16 protein-coding genes are annotated in these 19,942 nt (G+C 40.7%); 2 read left to right on the top strand and 14 right to left on the bottom strand.

The window, feature by feature from the left end:
• Positions 1–157: 157 nt before the first annotated feature.
• A complete protein-coding gene (locus HMPREF2837_RS05020) occupies positions 158–1,348 on the bottom strand; it encodes an O-antigen ligase family protein (RefSeq protein ID WP_049548386.1) in 1,191 nt (396 codons plus the stop codon).
• 210 nt (positions 1,349–1,558) lie between these two features.
• On the opposite strand from HMPREF2837_RS05020, the gene birA reads away from it, so the two are divergent.
• Complete coding sequence (gene birA, locus HMPREF2837_RS05015; RefSeq protein WP_049548385.1) at positions 1,559–2,494, top strand: bifunctional biotin--[acetyl-CoA-carboxylase] ligase/biotin operon repressor BirA; 936 nt, start codon at positions 1,559–1,561, stop codon at positions 2,492–2,494.
• A 57-nt stretch (positions 2,495–2,551) separates the two neighbouring features.
• Here birA and HMPREF2837_RS05010 read toward each other — a convergent pair whose 3' ends face one another.
• The 7 genes from HMPREF2837_RS05010 to HMPREF2837_RS04980 form a co-directional block, all read right to left on the bottom strand.
• A complete protein-coding gene (locus tag HMPREF2837_RS05010; RefSeq protein ID WP_049548384.1) occupies positions 2,552–3,742 on the bottom strand; it encodes an acetate kinase in 1,191 nt (396 codons plus the stop codon).
• A 48-nt stretch (positions 3,743–3,790) separates the two neighbouring features.
• Positions 3,791–4,744: a class I SAM-dependent methyltransferase gene (locus HMPREF2837_RS05005; RefSeq protein ID WP_049548383.1), complete on the bottom strand. Its 954-nt coding sequence runs from the start codon at positions 4,742–4,744 to the stop codon at positions 3,791–3,793.
• A 103-nt stretch (positions 4,745–4,847) separates the two neighbouring features.
• The gene (locus tag HMPREF2837_RS05000; protein WP_049548382.1) at positions 4,848–5,978 is read right to left on the bottom strand and encodes an N-acetylmuramoyl-L-alanine amidase family protein; all 1,131 of its coding nucleotides are present in this window, start codon (positions 5,976–5,978) and stop codon (positions 4,848–4,850) included.
• A 118-nt stretch (positions 5,979–6,096) separates the two neighbouring features.
• Complete coding sequence (locus tag HMPREF2837_RS04995) at positions 6,097–7,704, bottom strand: CTP synthase (RefSeq protein ID WP_049548381.1); 1,608 nt, start codon at positions 7,702–7,704, stop codon at positions 6,097–6,099.
• 351 nt (positions 7,705–8,055) lie between these two features.
• Positions 8,056–8,631, bottom strand: a complete 576-nt coding sequence (rpoE, locus tag HMPREF2837_RS04990) for a DNA-directed RNA polymerase subunit delta (RefSeq protein WP_049502915.1) — start codon at positions 8,629–8,631, stop codon at positions 8,056–8,058.
• 292 nt (positions 8,632–8,923) lie between these two features.
• A complete protein-coding gene (locus tag HMPREF2837_RS04985) occupies positions 8,924–10,123 on the bottom strand; it encodes an ABC transporter permease (RefSeq protein WP_049548380.1) in 1,200 nt (399 codons plus the stop codon).
• Positions 10,120–11,013: an ABC transporter ATP-binding protein gene (locus HMPREF2837_RS04980; protein ID WP_006147212.1), complete on the bottom strand. Its 894-nt coding sequence runs from the start codon at positions 11,011–11,013 to the stop codon at positions 10,120–10,122. Before HMPREF2837_RS04980 ends, HMPREF2837_RS04985 begins: the two co-directional genes overlap by 4 nt.
• Positions 11,014–11,340: 327 nt before the next feature.
• Between HMPREF2837_RS04980 and HMPREF2837_RS04975 the strand changes: the two genes are divergently transcribed.
• Positions 11,341–12,246 carry an alpha/beta fold hydrolase gene (locus HMPREF2837_RS04975; RefSeq protein WP_083306456.1) on the top strand — a complete coding sequence of 302 codons (906 nt, stop codon included), beginning with the start codon at positions 11,341–11,343 and terminating at the stop codon, positions 12,244–12,246.
• Between the two features lie 115 nt (positions 12,247–12,361).
• Here the strand turns inward: HMPREF2837_RS04975 and pheT are convergent, their stop codons facing one another.
• The 6 genes from pheT to brnQ all read right to left on the bottom strand — a co-directional run bounded on the left by pheT (position 12,362) and on the right by brnQ (position 19,873).
• Positions 12,362–14,767: a phenylalanine--tRNA ligase subunit beta gene (pheT, locus tag HMPREF2837_RS04970; protein ID WP_049548387.1), complete on the bottom strand. Its 2,406-nt coding sequence runs from the start codon at positions 14,765–14,767 to the stop codon at positions 12,362–12,364.
• Between the two features lie 130 nt (positions 14,768–14,897).
• Positions 14,898–15,944: a phenylalanine--tRNA ligase subunit alpha gene (pheS, locus tag HMPREF2837_RS04965; protein ID WP_049502911.1), complete on the bottom strand. Its 1,047-nt coding sequence runs from the start codon at positions 15,942–15,944 to the stop codon at positions 14,898–14,900.
• Between the two features lie 278 nt (positions 15,945–16,222).
• The gene (gene ldcB / locus HMPREF2837_RS04960) at positions 16,223–16,939 is read right to left on the bottom strand and encodes an LD-carboxypeptidase LdcB/DacB (RefSeq protein ID WP_049548378.1); all 717 of its coding nucleotides are present in this window, start codon (positions 16,937–16,939) and stop codon (positions 16,223–16,225) included.
• A gap of 11 nt (positions 16,940–16,950) precedes the next feature.
• Positions 16,951–17,412: an HIT family protein gene (locus HMPREF2837_RS04955; protein WP_049548377.1), complete on the bottom strand. Its 462-nt coding sequence runs from the start codon at positions 17,410–17,412 to the stop codon at positions 16,951–16,953.
• Position 17,413: 1 nt separating this feature from the next.
• Positions 17,414–18,451 (bottom strand): M42 family metallopeptidase, encoded by a 1,038-nt coding sequence (locus HMPREF2837_RS04950; RefSeq protein WP_049548376.1) that lies wholly within the window; start codon positions 18,449–18,451, stop codon positions 17,414–17,416.
• 96 nt (positions 18,452–18,547) lie between these two features.
• Positions 18,548–19,873, bottom strand: a complete 1,326-nt coding sequence (gene brnQ, locus HMPREF2837_RS04945) for a branched-chain amino acid transport system II carrier protein (protein ID WP_075230703.1) — start codon at positions 19,871–19,873, stop codon at positions 18,548–18,550.
• Positions 19,874–19,942: the final 69 nt, after the last annotated feature.

Raw genomic sequence — 19,942 nt, 5'->3', positions numbered from 1 at the left:
AACCTTCGACGCGCACCCGCATAGCGGGTGGTTTATTTATCTCGCATCTCACGGAGCGAGACGGACTGAAAGTCACATAAAAGAGAAAAAAACAAACGCCAAAAATGACGTTTGTCTTCGTTCTGAGTAGAAAATGTTAGTTTCTACTATCTTTTTCTTAATCAACTAATTCATCAATCATACTATGTTTTAGTGGTAAACTACACATCACTAATAGGAAAACAAAAGATGATTGAATCCAAAATAGCGCTAAATCAAAAATTCCGTGCACAGCTACTACTGTCAAGAAAGAGAGGTAAAGTCCAAGGATAGGACGCTTACTAGGTACTTGACTCATATCAATCAACATTCGTACCGGAGTGGTAGAAGCAATCCCCAAGAGAACGGTACCGACAACTCCATAACTCAAAATCGTATCTATATAGATACTGTGGGCATGTTCATGATAAGGTGCTCCAATACGAGGGAAAGAGTGCATGTAGGTTAGCGGTCCTTCACCCCAGAATGGATTTTGCTTAAACAAGGCCATTCCAGCATTCCAGATAGAAACACGTTCTTCCATAGATGAATCTAAGGTTCCCATTCGAACACCTAAATCACTCGAAAATAGAAAGGCTAAACCAACCCCAAAAACTCCTATACTAAGCCAGAAGGCACGCCAGTTTTTAATGGTCGTGAAGAGGTAAATGATGGCTCCAAAGATGATGGCTGGAAAAGCTGTACGATTCTGCGTAAAGTTTAAACCGAATAAATTAGCAAAGATGGCAATCATAGAAAAGATTCGTAACCACCTTAACTTAGTTGTGCTAATCAGATAAAAACCAATCATGATACAGAAACAACAGATAATTCCATAGTAATTGGGATTAAAGAAGGCAACCTCCGCTCGGTTTTGATGCCAAACCTGCATTCGTGGTGAGAGGAAGGTATAATCAAATTTCTTTACAATTTGGAAATGTTCCAAAGCTGCAAAGGCTGCTGCAAAGACACTTAAGGCTAATATTCCTTCAATCGTCAACCTAAAAAATTTAGGAGTCAATTGAGATTGATAATAGTAAAAGAAGATGGCAAACAGAAACATGGCCACCGAAGAAACTACTCCCATCACATTTTGTGCTAGAAGAGAAATTGCAGTGCTATAGGCAATAAAAAAGAGCAAGACAGAGTGTTGAGACAAACGTTTCAAGATTCCCTTCATCTCCCCGGTATATACTAACCAAAGTAAGTATGAGATAAAAATAATAACGAAAAGATAAAAAGGAAGAAAAATACTCAGAATAACTCCCAAAAGAAGTCCTTCTTGTTTCGATAAACTTTTTAACTTTTCAATGACACCTATTGATTTCACAACAGATCCTTTCCTTCTGAATATCACATTCAGATAAATAAGTTATTAAAACATTTTACCATTTTTCAAGAGATTTGAAAACCTCTTTGCCTCTATACTCCTAACTAAAACTGGGTAAAATTTTATAGTTAGCTAAGATTACTTGAAAATCGCTATCCCTTTTTTAAAAATATGGTACAATAAATCTAATTATTCCAGAAAGGGTCTAGCATGAAATCCTACCAAGAAGTCTATAAAATACTAGCTACGGAAACTGATTATCTAAGTGGAGAAAAAATAGCTGAGAGATTAAAACTATCTCGAACTTCAGTATGGAAGGCGATTCAACGTCTCCAGCAAGAGGGACTGAAGATTTACAGTATCAAAAATCGTGGGTATAAACTTATTGACGGTGATCTTATCTTACCTCAGGAAATCGAATCGAATAGTCCCATTACTGTCCTGTTTAAACCCTCAACAAAATCTACCCAAACCGATGCTAAAGAGGCTATGGAAGCTGGGGCAAAAGGAGATAGGCTCTACCTTTCCACTAGTCAAACCATGGGGCGTGGCCGTTTTCAACGTCCCTATTTTTCTCCAGATAAGGGGGGAATTTACATGTCCCTTCACCTACAACCCAATCTCCCTTACCAGAAGCTTCCCGCCTATACACTTCTAGCAGCTGGGGCTATCTACAAGGCTATCAAGAATCTTAGTTTGATTGATGTGAATATCAAGTGGGTCAATGACATTTATCTGAACCAGAAAAAGATTGCTGGTATTCTAACAGAAGCCATTACCTCTATCGAAACTGGACTCGTTACAGATGTTATCATTGGGGTCGGGATCAACTTTTCTATCGCTGAATTTCCCAAGAATCTACAAACTAAAGCTGGAAGCTTATTTTCTCAAAATGCTCCCATTACTCGCAATGAATTGATTGCTGAAATCTGGAAATGTTTCTACGAAACAGAAGCCGATGAACTCCTCTATCTCTATAAAAAACGCTCAATCGTTTTAGGAAAAGAAGTCTCCTTTAAGCAAGATCACCAAACTATCACAGGAAAAGCATGCGACATTTCTGACCAAGGACAATTACAAATAGAATTGCCTACTGGTGAAAAAATATGGCTCCATAGCGGTGAAGTTTCCCTAACTAAATGGTAGTTCTACCAGATCAAAAAAAATCGACCTTTCTTATTGAAGGTCGATTTTTTTCATCTGTTATTTTTTCAAACGTTCAACGTCACGTGCAATGACCAATTCCTCGTCCGTTGGAATTACCAGTACACGTACACTTGCTGCATCTGTCGAAATATCTCCAGTCGCACCAAATACATTTTTCTCTGGATCTACATCGCAACCAAACCAAGAAATCCCTGAAATAACATCTTCACGTACATTAGTAGAATTTTCACCGATACCTGCTGTGAAAATAATAGCATCTGCTCCATTTAGGACTGCAAGGTATTGACCAATATGTTTTTGGATACGGTCAACATACATTTCATAAGCCAAAGTGGCATCGTGATCTCCTGCCTCCATAGCAGCAATTACATCACGCATGTCACTAGATTTACCAGAAACACCCATCAATCCTGACTCACGATTGAGAATACGACTGATGTCCTCAGGCTTGTTAAAGTCCTCTGTATATTGCATTAAATAAGGAATGATGGCTGGGTCAATATCCCCTGTACGAGTTCCCATCATTACACCACCAAGTGGAGTGAATCCCATTGAGGTATCAACAGATTTCCCACCCTTAACAGCTGTAATAGAAGCACCATTACCGATGTGACAGGTAATCAATTTCAACTCTTCAAGTGGGCGTCCCAAGAGTTTTGCTGCTTCTTGAGCAACATACTGATGGCTAGTTCCATGGGCTCCGTACTTACGAACTTTGTTTTCTGTGTAATATTTTGTTGGTAGAGGGTAGCGATAAGCTTTCTCTGGAATACTTGTATGGAAGGAAGTATCAAAAACAACGACACTCGTAATATCTGGCAATAACTCCTTGAAGGCGCGAATACCCGCAGCATTTGCAGGGTTGTGTAATGGAGCAAGAAGACCTAACTCTTCAACTTTTTCAATTACATCGCCTTCAACGACTGTAGACTCTTTGAAGTACTCTCCACCTGCAACGACACGGTGTCCAACACCAGTAATTTCATCATAAGATTTAATAATATCAAAACGAATCAAGTCATCAAGCAAAATCTTAACTGCCAAAGTATGGTTGTCAATGTCAAGGACTTGTTGTTCTGAACGACCATCAAATTTAACTGTAGAAATAGAATCTTTCAATCCAATTCGTTCAATCAACCCTTTTGCTAATACTTTTTCTTCTGGCATTTGATAGAGTTGCCATTTCAAACTTGAGCTTCCAGCGTTAATTGCAATGGTTTTTGTCATAATGTTTCCCCTTTTTAAGCGTTTTCAACTATTATATCAAAATTTATACTAGATTTCATGTTCTTGACACCAATTTTGAAAATTTTCCTTAAATTCCAACAAAATTTCAGGATCACGAAGACTAGCAAGTGGATAGACGAATGGTTCAAGGCCTTCTATCGCTTGCTTTTGTAGAACAAAAATGGTCTTAGACTGGGCTCCTTGAGCGAAGAGATCCTCTGGTAAAGCTACGATAGCTACTAGTTGAGCCTGTTCAGTTAACCATCCTTTCAAGATGTCGCTCTGAGGACTCATCAAAAGATCTGTTGGAGCAAGGAAAATAGCATAGCCTCCCGTCTTAAGATACTTGAGAGATTGCTCCATTAATAGATGATGAGCATAAGTATGTTCATCCTTTGCTGCCACTTGATAACGTGAGGCAATCTGATCGTCTGGGTAGTAGCCAATCGGGAGGTCGCTCACGATAATATCACTCTCTTTTAACACTTGTGGACGTACTGCATCTCCTTGGATAAAGCCCATTTGCAGATCCATAACTTCAGCCATACTTGCAGCTAGATCAATCAAGAGGTCATCTAGCTCAATCCCAAGGTAATCTACCTTTTTGTTCATGGACGTTAAGAAGCTAGCACCCAGAATTCCCATCCCAGAGCCCAATTCTAGTAGACTTAGATCTTTAGCAGGCCACAATTGCTCCATCAGAAAAATCATCAAGTGTCCAATCGCATCTGGTGTAAACTGGTGGTTGGCCTGAAGAGGTTCCGTTTGCGCTGCCTTCATTAACAAGAATTGGTAGGTTCGTAACCACTCTTCTTTTCGAAGAGCCAATCGTTTTAATGCTTGATTATTTTTCTTGACATCTTCCAGATTTGTCTGACCATCCAGATAGATTCCATTTTGTTCAATCAAGGCATCGTAAAAATTTGTCGCCAAATCGTTTTGAATGATTTGGACGTTTTCTAGTAAATAAGTATATGCTTGTTCAATTTTTTCAAAATCCATAATTCTATTTTATCAAAAATAGTGCCCTTTTTCCAGATTTTCATAATTATGAAAATGAAAAAAAGAAAATCTACCTTCTCAGTAGACTTTCTCTGTTTCATGATTATTTCCAAGCACCACTGCCATCTACATAGTAGCCATCTGGTGTGTATGTGTTGCGAAGCATATTACCAGATGAAGCCAGATAGTACCACTTACCATTGTCTTTGACCCATCCTGTTGCCATTGCACCTGAATCTTTTAGATAATACCATGAGCCATTATCTTTCACCCAGCCTGTCGCCATAGAACCTGACTTGTTTAGGTAATACCAACTGCCACCATCTTTAAGCCAGCCTGTTGCCATAGAACCTGAGTCTTTTAGGTAATACCAAGACCCATTATCATATAACCAATCAGCTGAAATCATGGCTCCTGATGACTTAAAGGCATACCAACTGCCACCTTGATAGAGCCATGTTTGATTAAACATAACTCCTTTGTCATTCATAAAATACCAGTTTCCATTGTCCTTAACCCAAGCATTTTGAACTAATTGACCTTGTTTTTGATAATACCAGTTCTGATGTGATTTTAACCAGCTTTCTGCTTTTACAATTGGATAAAGTTCTCTGAAGGCTCCTCCCCCCTTATAGTAATGACTGATAGATTCTGGTTTTGTAAGTTTTAACTCACCATTGTCATAGTCTTCCCAAGCATAGACTTTTTGACCATTGACAGTCTCTGGTAAGGTAGCAGTGTAGGTCTTGGTTTGATAATCCCATTTTGTATCAAGATAGGTGTATTGATTATTTGATTCGTCAATACGGAAGTAACCACTCTTTCCACCGTCATTATATACATCATCAACTACTTTAGTGGACCAGGTCTTTACTTCATTTCCACTCTTGGCTTCTACTTTGATATCTCCTCTGTAGCCATAAGGTACGTAGAAATTCAGGAAACGTCCTTCTTCACCAATATTGGATCTATCCACTTCTTGAGCTAGGAAATTGACAGTCTGGTCTTGACCATTTAAAGTGACTTTCCATTCAATTTTTTCGTTTTTGGGCAAATCCAAGGCTTTGATATCTATGTCATGGCCATTGTTAAATCGAAGAATTTTGCCATCTTGATATTGAACACCCCCCTTAATACGCCATACCTCTTGTAGCTCAAAAGCCTTGGCAGATTGAGGGAGAGCCAGCATAGCTAAACCTGCCAATGATAAACTAAATAGTGTAATTTTTTTCATGAGATTTCCTCCTGTTTTGATTCATGTTAATTATATCACTATGTTATTTTTTTGCAAGAGATATCCTAAATTTATATAGGAAAAACCTCTGAGATGACTCTCAAAGGTTTAATCATGACTATTTACTATTTTCAACCGCTGCTGTTACAAAAGCAGTGTAGAGTTCTTCTGGGCGGTTTGGACGACTTGATAGCTCTGGATGGTACTGACAAGCCACAAAGAATTTATTTTTTGGAATTTCCACAATTTCTACCAAACGATTATCTGGTGACACTCCTGAAAAGACAAAACCTGCTCCTTCAAACTGTTCACGGAAGGCATTGTTAAACTCATAACGGTGACGGTGACGGCGTTGCACCACCTCTTTGTTATGATAAGCTGCCGCTGCCTTAGAACCACGTTTTAACTTAGAAGGATAAAGTCCCAAACGAAGGGTACCACCCATGTCCTCAACATCAATCTGATCACGCATGATATCGATGATAGGGTATTTGGTATCAGGATTTAGCTCTGCAGAATTAGCTCCTTCAAGACCTAAGACATTACGAGCAAACTCGATACAGGTCAACTGCATGCCCAAGCAGACACCCAACATTGGAACATCATTTTCACGCGCATAGCGGATCGCTTCAATCTTACCTTCTGTTCCACGTTGGCCAAAACCACCTGGTACGATGATGCCGTCAGTATCAGACAAAAGCTCTACCACATTCTCTGCTGTCACATCATTGGCATTGATCCAATTGATTTTAACTTCTGCGTCGTTGGCATAACCAGAGTGTTTCAAGGCTTCAACCACAGAGATGTAGGCGTCTTGCAACTCAACATACTTACCAACAAGGGCAATCTTGACTTGTTTTTTGAGGCTCATAACCTTGTCAACCATAGCTGACCACTCTGCCATATCTGCTGCAGGTGCATCTATTTTCAAATGGTCACAGACGATTTGATCCATGCCTTGTGCTTGCAGATTAAGTGGGATTTGGTAAAGATGATCCACATCCAAGGACTCGATAACTGCTTCTGGTGCCACATCACAGAACTGGGCTAGTTTATTTTTAATACCTTGTCCTACTTGTTTTTCTGTACGAATGACCAACATATTTGGCTGGATTCCCAAACCACGCAATTCTTTGACAGAGTGTTGAGTTGGTTTGGTTTTCATTTCACCAGCTGCCTTGAGGTAAGGAAGCAAGGTTGTATGGATATACATGACATTTTCTGCTCCGACATCAGACTTCATCTGACGAAGCGCCTCTAAGAATGGAAGGGACTCAATATCGCCGACTGTTCCCCCAACCTCTGTAATAATAACATCAGAGTCAGTCGTTAGAGCAGCACGCTTGATTTTTTCTTTCAAAGCATCTGTAATATGAGGAATAACTTGGACAGTTGCTCCAAGGTACTCTCCGCGGCGTTCCTTACGAAGAACTTCGCTGTAGATTTTACCAGTTGTCACGTTTGAGTATTTGTTGAGGTTGATATCGATAAAACGTTCATAGTGACCCAAGTCCAAATCTGTCTCAGCTCCATCATCTGTCACAAAAACTTCTCCGTGCTGGTAAGGACTCATGGTTCCCGGATCAATATTGATATAAGGGTCAAATTTTTGAATGGTTACTTTAAGACCTCGATTTTTCAAGAGACGACCCAGACTTGCTGCTACAATCCCTTTCCCAATAGACGATACCACACCACCAGTTACAAAAATATATTTCGTAGACATAGATTCCTCTTTCTAAAATGCTCAAGGCATTGTTAACTACGAGGGGACATAGAAAACAAGACCCTACTAATAAGAATAATCTGGGACGACTGCACCAGATTCACAACCAAAATACAAGAAGATAACTTCTTGAAAAAACAAAAATAGCTCCCTAATAACTAGGGAGCTCCGACCTCTAAAAGAGGTGCCCGAACAATATATTACCTCAAAATGAACCTTTTGTCAAATAGAACAAATCGTTGACTTGGCATTCCATCTTGCATAACTCATTCAAACTAAAAAGTAAAAAGAGGCTGGATCTAGGAAATCGAGACTTAAGCGACCGATACCTGTTCCAGCTCCTTTTTATTTTTATTCTTCCTCTTCTTCAGAGTCTTCGTCGTCCTCTTCATTAAGATCGACTTCTTCATCTAGATCATCTGGGGCGATTTCATTGATTTCAGCATCATAGGCTTCCACTTCATTCTTCTCATCATCTGGATTTTCATCATCATAAGAAAGAGCTGGATCTTCTTCGTATGCATCCTCATCTTCTGGATCATCTGCACTGTAATCAATAGCATCTGTATCACCATCCATAAAGGCGTTGACACGTTTTTTCTTAGCCTTAGGTGCTACTTCTTCATCATCACTTTCTTCAAGAGCAATGATTTCCTCATCGATTTCATCCACTCCATACCAGGAACGAAGGCCCCATTTGTTATCTCCAAGAGAGATAAAGCTACCGTCAAAGTTCAATTCTGTATAGAACAAAGGCAAAGCTTCACGAATATCGCTATTAGAGGTACCGAGATAGTTTTGGATTTCATTAACCAAATCACTAAAATGCATTTCGTGATCACGACCACGGAGTTCCAAGATGGCACGAGCCACCTCAATCATAGATAGTTCACTTTTTTCTTGCCCAGCAAATACTTCTAATTCCAAAGCGTTTCTCCTCATTTTTTACTACTAACGTCAGAGTGGATAAACTCTGATCTCATTTTATCATGTACTCTTTATTGTACGATAATTTTGCCTAATAGTCAAAGGTTTAGGAGAAATAAATGTGAAATATTTCAGCTAATTAATACTCAATGAAAATCAAAGAGCAAACTAGGAAACTAGCCGCAGGATGCTCAAAACACTGTTTTGAGGTTGCAGATGGACGCTGACGTGGTTTGAAGAGATTTTCGAAGAGTATAAAAGACCCGGGAGATACACTCACAGGTCCGATACTTTATTTATAACTTAAAGCTCGTTTAAAGGTTTTCCAGATCCCCAAATCATCCGTTTGAAGGACCAGACTAGCATACATCCGTCCGATAAAGATGGTTGCAGTCACCGCAAAAGCAATCGTAATCATAAGCGAAATCCACGCTTCTATACTATTTGCGTAGCCATTGATAGCTCTAAAAGGCATAAAGAAGGTCGATATGAAAGGAATATAAGAACCGATTTTCAAAATCAAATTGTCTCCTGCAGCGCCTAGGGCAGTAACGCCAACAAAACCAGCTATTATCAAAAGCATCAATGGTGATAAGGCCTTTCCTGCATCTTCAGGACGGGAAACCATAGAACCTAAGAAGGCTGCCAAGACTACATACATGAAGAGACTGACTAAGATAAATAATAAGGTGTTAAGCGAGAAGGCCTCTCCCAAGTGGTTTAGAATACCTGAATTAGCCAAGATAGGCATATCCTTAAAGAATAAGATAGCTCCAAGACCACCAACGACATAAATACCAATATGAGTCAAAATCACAAGAAGTAAGGCAATCATGCGGGCGTAGAAATAATGGCTAGCACGAATGCTTGAGAAGACCACTTCCATGATTTTGGTTCCTTTCTCGCTGGCTACTTCTTGAGCAGTGACACTAGCATAAGTAATCAAAATCATATAGAGGAAGAAACCCAGTCCTGCAGCCGCAAAGGTTTGAACCAACTTTTTATTTTCCTTGGCTTCATCAATCTGCTCTGTAAATTGAACCGTTTGAGCCAAGCGTTTTTCCTGTTCCTGAGACAAATTTGCTTCTGAACGGTTGAGTTGGGATTGGAGTTCATTCAACTTAGCGGTCACTGCTAACTTAATGCCACTCTCTAGTGAAGTTTCACCATGATAGACTGCCTTGAGGACACTGTTCTCCTGGTCAATAGTTAGATAGCCTTTTATTTTTTCATCCTTGATGGCTTCTTGGGCACTCGCTTCATCCTTATAGTCAAAGTTAAGACCATTGGTCGATTTAAGTTCTTCTGTAACAAGAGGAACAGAACTAACTACTGCTACTTTACTATTTTGAGCCAAGGAAGAACCTTGGAGAACACCAATTCCTCCAGATAGACCTAAAAAGAGGAAAGGCGAAATCACCATAAAGAAGAAACTCCACGACTTGACATGTCTTAGATAGGTTTCTTTGATTACAACCCACATATTTCTCATACTTCCACCCCTGATTCTAATTTAAAGATTTCATCGATTGTTGGAGCTTGTTGATCAAAAGTCGCGATATATTGACCTTGAGTCAAGATTGGGAAGAGCTCTCTACCTGCACTTTCATCATCCAAGATCAACTTCCAGCTACCTTGCTTGGTCAAGCTAACCTGTTTAACATGAGGAAGACTCTCCAGTTCTTCCTTGCTTCGTTCACTTGAAACAAAAAGTCGTGTTTTCCCGTATTGATTGCGAACCTCTTGAACCGGTCCATGCAAGACGACACGCCCATCACGAATCATCAGGATATCATCACAAAGTTCTTCGACATTGGTCATGACATGGTCAGAAAAGATAATAGTCGCGCCACGTTCTTTTTCTTTCAAGATAACCCGCTTAAGGAGTTCGGTATTGACTGGATCCAAGCCACTAAAAGGCTCATCTAGGATAATCAAGTCTGGCTCATGAATCAGAGTAATGATCAGTTGAATTTTCTGTTGATTTCCTTTTGAGAGACTCTTAATCTTGTCCGTCAGTTTTCCCTTGACTTCCAGTTTTTCCATCCATTGAGGGAGTTTTTCTTTGATTTCCTTGGTGTCCATGCCTTTTAGGGTTGCCAAGTAACGAACTTGTTCAAGGACTGTCAATTTAGGCATAAGACTACGTTCTTCAGGGAGATAACCAATGCGAGCATAGGTCTCCTGACGAATATCTTGACCATCAAGCTCAATCTCCCCTTGATAGTCTAAAAATTTCAAAATACTGTGAAAAATAGTTGTTTTCCCAGCTCCATTTTTCCCAACCAGCCCCAAAATACGCCCTGGTCGTGCTTGAAAGTCAACACCAAACAAAACTTGCTTAGGTCCAAAACTTTTCTCTAGATTTCTTACTTCGAGCATCATCCACCTCCGAAATTTATTGCACTCATTATACTCCTTTTTGACAGCCTTTACAATGATTTATCTACATTTTTAAATCTTGATTTCAAGAAGGACATTTTCTGGATAGGAACTTTATTAGCTTATCACCAAGCATTTTAATCCTCCAGATTTTAAGTGATAAATTTATTATACTCATTTCTTGATAAATCCGTTGGCTATGTCCTCAAATGTTCATTTTCAGTCCTGAATTGTTACTAGCAATCTTCATCATCCTGCCTAGCTTATCGTGCTATTTTATGGTATATTTTTGATAGACTATAGATTATCATCGGCAAGGAATCTGATATGAAAAAAAGACTTAAACTCGAACCAAACAACAATAACTTAATCATTTGGGAAACTGAACAGCCAAAAGCCGTTCTTCAGCTCGTACATGGAATGGTAGAGTACGTGGAACGATATGAAGAATTTGCTCTAGCCATGAATAAAGAAGGCTTTACTGTTATGGGCCATGATCATCTCGGCCATGGTCATACTGCTCAAAATCCAAGTCAACTCGGAGTCTTTCCTGAATCTCCCGAGGAACTCATCGATGATATTGAAAGAGTGACCTCTTTTATTCAAGAAAGCTATCCAAAACTTCCAATCGTCCTTCTAGGGCATTCTATGGGTTCTCTTATGTGTCGCTATTATGTAGCTAAACGAAAACCACCTATCAATGCCTTGATTATCATGGCGACTGGTCAACAACCTCAGTTTCTAACTCGATTTGCTCTCATCCTAACAGAATGCATCCGACTTATAAAAGGGAATAAACACCGTAGTAAAATCCTGACCTATCTATCAACTGATAGTTTTAATCGAAGTATTAAGAATTCGAAAACATCTGTAGATTGGCTCTCGAAAAATGAAGAATCTAACCAAGCTTATCTGAAGGATCCATTCTGTCAATTCATCCCTACTATTCCCATGTACAGATCCATTTTTTACTTCTCTAATCAAGTAGCTAGTAAGCAGGTAATCGATGAGATTCCAGCTCAACTCCCCATTCTCGTTATTTCAGGACAAGAAGACCCTCTGGGAGAAAATGGTAAAGGTATAGAAAGATTTGTAAAACTCCTAAAGGCTTCACATTCGAAAGTAAGCGTCCGAGTAGTTGAAGAGGCTCGTCACGAAATTCTGAACGAAATCAATCGACAAGATACTTACCACTTCTTAGCTGATTGGATGACCAAAAATATGGATGGCTAACCTAGATATAGCAGTATTACATAGAACTTATTCCCCAAGTTGATTACATCATCAGGCTAAAGCTTGATGATTTTTTGTACTAAAAAATCCATCCTTAGGGATGGATTATAGACTGTTAACGCACCTCTGCATTCACTTTTTCTTCAAGTGATGCTTGAATTTTTTCCATGTAGCGTGCGACTTCTTCATCAGTCAAGCTATCTTCTGGATTTTGGAAGGTCAAGCTATAAGCCATTGACTTCATACCAAGTCCTAGTTTTTCACCTGAGAAGACATCAAAGAGTTTGATAGCTGTCAAACGTTTCACGCCTGCAGATTTGATGGCATCAACCACATCTTGGTGAGTCACTTCTGCTTTGAGGAGAAGGGCGATATCACGGCTGACTGCTGGGAATTTAGTGATTTCCACAAATGGAGCTGCTGGTTGAAGAGCTTTCTCGATAGCTGAAAGGTTGAGCTCTGCTACATAAGTTTCTGGAATATCGTAAGCTTTAGCTGTAACAGGATGTACTTGACCGAGGAAACCAAGGACTTGGTCACCGAGTGAAATCAAGGCTGTACGTCCCGGGTGAAGGCTAGCGATTTCAGAGGTTGCTGTATAAGTCACTTCAAGACCCAAGCGAGCAAAGAGGGCTTCCAAAATTCCTTTGGCATAGAAGAAGTCAACTGGAACGGCTGCTGTTTGGAAGTCTTTTTCTGCAACCAAGCCTGTCAAAGCAAGGGCAAAGCTGTTGATTTCATTTGGCAGCTCTTCTTTTGGATTGCCTGTTTGTTCAAAGACTTTTCCAATCTCGTAAAGAGCCAAGTTTTTGTTCTTACGAGCCACATTGTAGGCAACCGTATCAAGGATACCAGAAATCATATTTTGACGGAGGACTGAACGATCCACGGTCATTGGCCACATCAATTCTGTCAAATGACTTGGCTGAATCGTAAACTCGACCGCTTTTTCAGGAGTTGTAAGAGCGTAGGTGATGATTTCCGTTAATCCAGCACCTTCAGCAATGGTACGAACTTGACGGCGGAGTTTTTGTGTCGCAGTCAATTCACCAGCTGTTCCATCATCTTTTGGAAGACTAGTTGGCAAGCGATCATAGCCATAGATACGAGCGATTTCTTCAAAGAGGTCAGCTTCAATAGTAATATCCCAACGACGACGAGGGACGCTCACAGTAAAGCTTTCTGCATTTCCAGAAAGGCCAAATCCAAGGCGACGGAAGACATCTTCCACATCAGCATAGGAAAGCTCTGTACCAAGGACACGGTTAACGTCTGCAAGAGTGGAAGAAACTTCCACATCAGAAGTATTAAGTTCACCCGCTGAAACGATGCCTTTTCGCACCGTCGCACCTGCAAGTTCTGCAATCATGCTAGCTGCCGCATCAAGGGCTTCATTAACAGTTGCCACATTGATCCCTTTTTCAAAGCGAGAAGATGATTCAGAACGAAGGTTGAGACGACCACTTGTCTTACGGATAGATTTGCCATTGAAGACAGCAGCTTCAAGGACGACACGAGTAGACTTTTCAGAGATTTCTGTAGCTTGTCCCCCCATGACACCTGCAAGGGCTACTGGTTTATCAGCAACAGTAATCACTAAATCAGTTGTTTCCAACTCACGCTCTTCCCCATCCAAGGTCACTAATTTCTCACCAGCACGCGCTTCACGCACACGGATGTCATTTCCTTCAAAGGTGTCCAAGTCAAAGGCATGCATTGGTTGACCAAAGTAAAGAAGGATATAGTTGGTCACGTCCACCACGTTATTGATGGGACGGATACCTTCATTCATGAGAAGATTTTGCAACCATTGTGGACTTGGTGCAATGGTCACATTGTCCAAGATACGAGCGGCATAGTAAGGTGCCTTGTCTGTATCAATGCTGACAGAAAGAGCATCGGCTGCAGCTTGGTCTGTTTCTGCTAAAGTAAATTCTTTGAAGTTGACTGCCTTGTCATAGATAGCGGCTACTTCGTGCGCCACGCCACGCATAGAGAGGGCATCTGCACGGTTAGGTGTGATGGAAAGTTCGATGATTTCATCATCCAAGTCTAGGTAAGAGAATACTTCATCACCTGGAACGGCCTCTTGAGGCAAGATTTGGATTCCATCTGCAAATTCCTTTGGTACAACTGAGTCAGAAATCCCTAATTCACCAAGTGAGCAGATCATCCCTAGTGACTCTAAGCCACGGATTTTCCCTTTTTTGATCTTGTAGTTGTCCGCGATGCGAGCACCTGGAAGAGCTACCATAACCTTGATGCCTGCACGCACATTTGGAGCACCACAGACGATTTGACGGGCTTCTTCTTCGCCAACGTTAACCTGACAAACATGAAGGTGAGTTTCTGGCACATCTTCGCAAGACAAGACCTCACCGACGACAATTTTTGAGAGACCAACAGCTGATGATTCCACACCTTCTACTTCGATCCCTGTAGTTGACATTTTTTCAGCCAACTCTTGTGAGGACACAGCAATGTCCACCAATTCTTTTAACCATTTGTATGATACTAACATAATTCTGAGCATAAGATCTCAATAAGTGAGACCTTTTCAATTCCTTTCTTTTTCTTCGAGTCAGTCCTCACCATTTCTCAGCGAGAGAAAATGACTAGAACTGTATAGGATTGTGTTTCAGGTTTCAATCTTATTTAAACTGTTCTGAGAAGCGGACATCCCCTTGGTAGAATCCACGAATATCGTTGATTCCGTAACGAAGCATAGCTACACGCTCTTGTCCAAGACCAAAGGCAAATCCAGAGTAAACAGTCGCATCGATACCACTCATCTCAAGGACACGTGGGTGAACCATACCGGCACCCATAATCTCGATCCAACCAGTTTTCTTACATACGTTACAGCCGGCTCCTCCACACTTGAAGCATGAAACATCCACCTCAACAGATGGCTCAGTGAATGGGAAGTAAGATGGACGCAAACGAATTTGACGCTCTTCACCAAACATTTTTTGGACAATCAACTGAAGGGTTCCTTGAAGATCCGCCATAGAGATGTTCTTCCCAACAACCAAACCTTCAATTTGGTGGAATTGGTGACTGTGGGTTGCATCGTCTGTATCACGACGGAATACACGTCCTGGTGAGATCATCTTCAAAGGACCTTTAGAAAAATCATGGGCATCCATCGCACGCGCCTGAACTGGAGACGTGTGAGTACGGAGCAAGATTTCTTCTGTGATATAGAAAGTATCCTGCATATCACGGGCAGGGTGGTCTTTTGGAAGATTCATACGTTCAAAGTTGTAGTAGTCTTTTTCAACTTCAAATCCATCCACGACTTGGTAACCCATCCCGATGAAGATATCTTCGATTTCTTCACTAGTTTGAGTGAGAACGTGACGGTGACCTGTCGCAACTGGGCGACCTGGCAGTGTAACATCGATGCTCTCACTAGCTAGTTGCGCTTCCACTTTCTTTTCTTCCAAGAGCTTAGCTGTTTCTTCAAAGGCAGCAGTTAAGACATCACGAGCCTCATTGACGTGTTTCCCGATAACAGGGCGCATTTCTGCTGATACATCCTTCATCCCTTTAAGGATTTCAGTCAATGAACCTTTTTTACCAAGGACAGAGACACGCAATTCTTGCATCTCTTTTTCATTTTCAGCAGAAATCTGCTTCAAGCTAGCTAGCGTTTCTTCACGAAGCGCTTTTAATTGTTCTTCAATAGTTGACATAATTCCTCCATCAGTCTCTCTTAGATAAAAAGAAAACCACATGCCAAAAACTCCACACTCGGAGCGTTGACACGCGGTACCATCCGTTTTTATCTGACAAGTCAGACCTTTATTTCTGAATCCATAGGCAAGTGAATTCACCCAGCTTTCATATAGAGAGCTTTCAGTCACGGCTCTCCTCCCTGATATACTTCCCCTGAGATACTAGTCTTGCAGATTCCTATTTAATTATTATTCATTTTATCAAATTTCAAGCATTCTTGCAAGATATTTTGCGACTAATCAGCATAGTCCCCACCTTCAAAGCCGTAATACTCTTCCAAGCTGAGACCACTTGCAGCGATGTCCTTGGCTTCTTTTCCGACGTAGCGAAGGTGCCATTCTTCAGCCATATAGCCTGTTTCTTTTTCCTTACCTTTGAGATAGCGAACGACGAAGCCATAGTCTGCAGCATGGTCCAATAGCCATTGGGCAGCCTTTTCTTCAGTCACTAAATCTCCATTTGTTCCAATTAGGTCAAAGGCAAGGCCAGTTTGGTGTTCACTGTAACCAGGCCGAGCAGAATAGCGGTCAGCCTCTGCCTTTCCGTCTTTGTTGACATAGTCCTGATAAAGCTGAGTTTGAGTTTCATAACTTCTAAAACCACTATAGTTGTCGCTAATCGGGAATCCTGCTTGTTGCATAGCTGCAATGAGTTTTAACAGTTCTGCCTTTGCGGTAGGATTTTCTCCTGGATTGTAATCTTTTGACATAGGATAATGCTTATTAGCGACAACAATCTCATCGTACTTTCCTTGAATGCTGTAGTGATCTCCTTTGTTGACCACTTCTGCTTTCTTTTGACTAGCTTCTTGAGACTTACTTCCCGCGGTTCCTTCTTTTACAGTCTTTTGTTCTGTAGAAGACTTGGCCTCTGTAGTTGCTGTTTTTTCTTGCGAACATGCCGCCAATGTCAAGGCTAATAATCCTGATAAGATAAGGTATCTTTTTTTCATCTGTTATCCTTTCATTTAATCATCTGGTTTAACGTCTCAGATAATCTTGCAATCAAGTCTTCTAATTTACTTCCCTTAACTTGATATTCTTCAGCAATCATTTCTTCCCATGGAACCCACCAAACTGGACCACGACCATTAAGACCGTGTCCCTTCATATCACCTTCTCGTCTTGGAAAAATATGCCAGTGGGCATGTGCATCTCCATTTCCTAACAACTCTACATTCATCTTTTGAGGAGAAAAAGCTTTAGAGACAGCTTCTTGGACCAAGCTCATTTCCTCTAAAAAGCGAAGTTTGACTGGAGCTTCCATATGATGCAATTCTGTCACATGCTCTTTTGCCAGGAACAGAGTATAGCCTTCAAAATACTGGTGGTCTCCAATGACAACATAGCCTGTTTCCAGTTCTTTTACAAAGTAGGGATTGTCTCCAGTCTTGATGAGTTCAATTCGATCACAAATCAAGCACATCTTAGTCCACCAAGTCACTCTTGAGATAAGCATCTACCATACGTTCAGTTGCTACAACAGAATCAACATGGGTACGTTCGTATGAGTGACTAGACTCGATACCCGCTCCTAGAAGAGCGTGTTTGACTTCTGCTCCAGCTGACATGGCCGCAGAAGCATCCGAACCGTAAAATGGATAGATATCTAGTTTAAATGGAATATCTTGCTCTTTTGCTAAAGCAACCAAATGTTGACGGAATTCATAGTGGTAAGGACCAGAAGCATCTTTAACACAGATAGACACTGTGTACTCGTCTGTCTGCTGATCATCTCCCATTGCTCCCATATCTACTGCTAGATATTCGACAACTTGACTAGGGATGCTTGAGTTAGCACCATGTCCCACTTCTTCAAAGACTGAAAAGGCAAAATGCGTAGTGACAGGAAGTTCAATCCCTTCTTCCTTATAGACTTTAAGGAGATTTAGAAGGATAGCTGCACTGACCTTATCATCCAAATGACGCGATTTGATAAAGCCTGTCTCAGTTACGACAGTTCGTGGGTCAAAGCTGATAAAGTCACCAACCTCAATACCAAGTGCGCGTGTTTCTTTTTCATTGATCACTTTTTCGTCCAAACGCACTTCCATATTGTCCTGCGTGCGTTCAGCAGTTCCAGCGTCCTTGTATACATGACAAGAAGTCTGGTGGATCAAAATGGTACCTGAAACAGTTTTCCCTGTACTAGCTACATGAACCGTACAGTTTTCTCCCTCAATCATATTCCAAGGATAGCCACCGATACGGTCCATCTTAAGACGACCGTCTGGTTTAACAGCACGGACAATAGCCCCCAAGGTATCCACATGGGCAGTTATAAAACGCTGTTGCTCGTCATTTTTACCTTTAACAGTGACGTTGACACCACCTTTGGCAGTACGGATTGGTTGATAACCTAGTTTTTCAAGAGTCTCAACTAAATAATTCGTAATTTCACGCGTAAAACCTGTCGGCGATGCAATAGCAGTTAGTTCTTTGATATATTCTACAGTTTGATTCATTTTTTCACCTCTTTTGCTACCTATTATAACACATTTATCATCGGATAAAAAAGAAAATCACTCCTGTAGACTTGGCTACAAAAGTGATTTTAGTGATTATTCCATTTCAAAAGCTTCACTTTCTTGTTTATTTGGAAGAACAAGAGAAAGTAGAATTCCGATAATAGCTGGTACCAACCATGGCAGAGAAGCCTCCGCAAATGGTAGAGCGTTCACGATATTTGCAAGGACCTCAACCTTAAAAGTAGATCCTAAAACACTTGCAATAGCAATGGCTGTGACAATACCAACAGTTAATTGCATTCCTGGTTTAGAAAGAGCAACAAACTTGTTCATAATCACAATCATGACAATGGCAATCGTAATTGGGTACAAAATAACGAGAACTGGTACAGAGTACTTAATAATAGCACTCAAACCAAGATTTGCAATGGCAAAACCAATCAAGGTAAAGACAGTCGCATAAACCTTGTAGCTGATTTGCGGGAAACGTCCGTTAAAGAACTCAGCAGTTGATACAATCAACCCTACAGTCGTTGTAAAGCAAGTAACGGTTACCATAGCCGCAAGGAAAAGCTGAGCAGTAGAACCAAAGATTTCTTGAGTCGCTTGAGACAAGATATAAACTCCAGGAGTTCCGCTCTTCATTGCTTCTTCTGTTACTGGGAAATGATTGCCCAAGAAACCTAGACCGATGTAGAGAGCACTAAATCCGAGTGCTACAACGATTCCAACCACCCAAATGGTTGAGATGTATTCTTTCTTGTTTGAAAAACCAAGTTGTTTCAAGGTTTGTACTGCAATAACACTGAAGGCAACCGAAGCAAGCGCATCAAGTGTATTGTATCCTTCTAAGAAACCTGCTCCAAAGGCGGAAGCTTGATAAGCTCCTGAAGCTGCTTGTGGTGCGTTCCCACCATACTTGAAAGCTCCAAGGATAACCAGAATAACAATTAAGATGGCAAAAACTGGAGTCAAGACTCGACCGATACGATCCAAGATTTTTGAAGGATTCAAGGAGATTAGGTAGGCAGCTACAAAGTAGAGAATGGTGAAGACAATCAAACCTAAACCTTTATCGGCTTGATCCAAGAGTGGACTAATACCAACTTCAAACGATGTCGTTGCTGTACGAGGGATGGCAAAGAATGGGCCAATCGACAAGTACAAAGCTGCAAGATAAATTGTCGCAAACCATGGTGAAATTTTCTTAGAAATTTCATAGATATAGCCCTTTGGATTAAGGGTTCCAATGATCAAGGTTAGGACGGCAATCCCAACACCTGAAAATACAAATCCTGCAATGGCAGGGAGAAAGTTTTCTCCAGACTGTGCGCCTAGAGTTGGAGGGAAAATCAAGTTACCTGCTCCAAAAAATATTCCAAACAGGAGTAATCCTGTTAAAGCACCTTTTTTAGCCATAAACTCTCCTTATTAAAAATAAAATACTTTCTTAGTATAACATGATTAAAGGCTTGAAAAGGCTATCTC

Source organism: Streptococcus sp. HMSC071D03 (genome assembly GCF_001812125.1).
Classification (GTDB): domain Bacteria; phylum Bacillota; class Bacilli; order Lactobacillales; family Streptococcaceae; genus Streptococcus; species Streptococcus pseudopneumoniae_N.
This window is presented reverse-complemented; position numbering and strand designations above follow the sequence as displayed.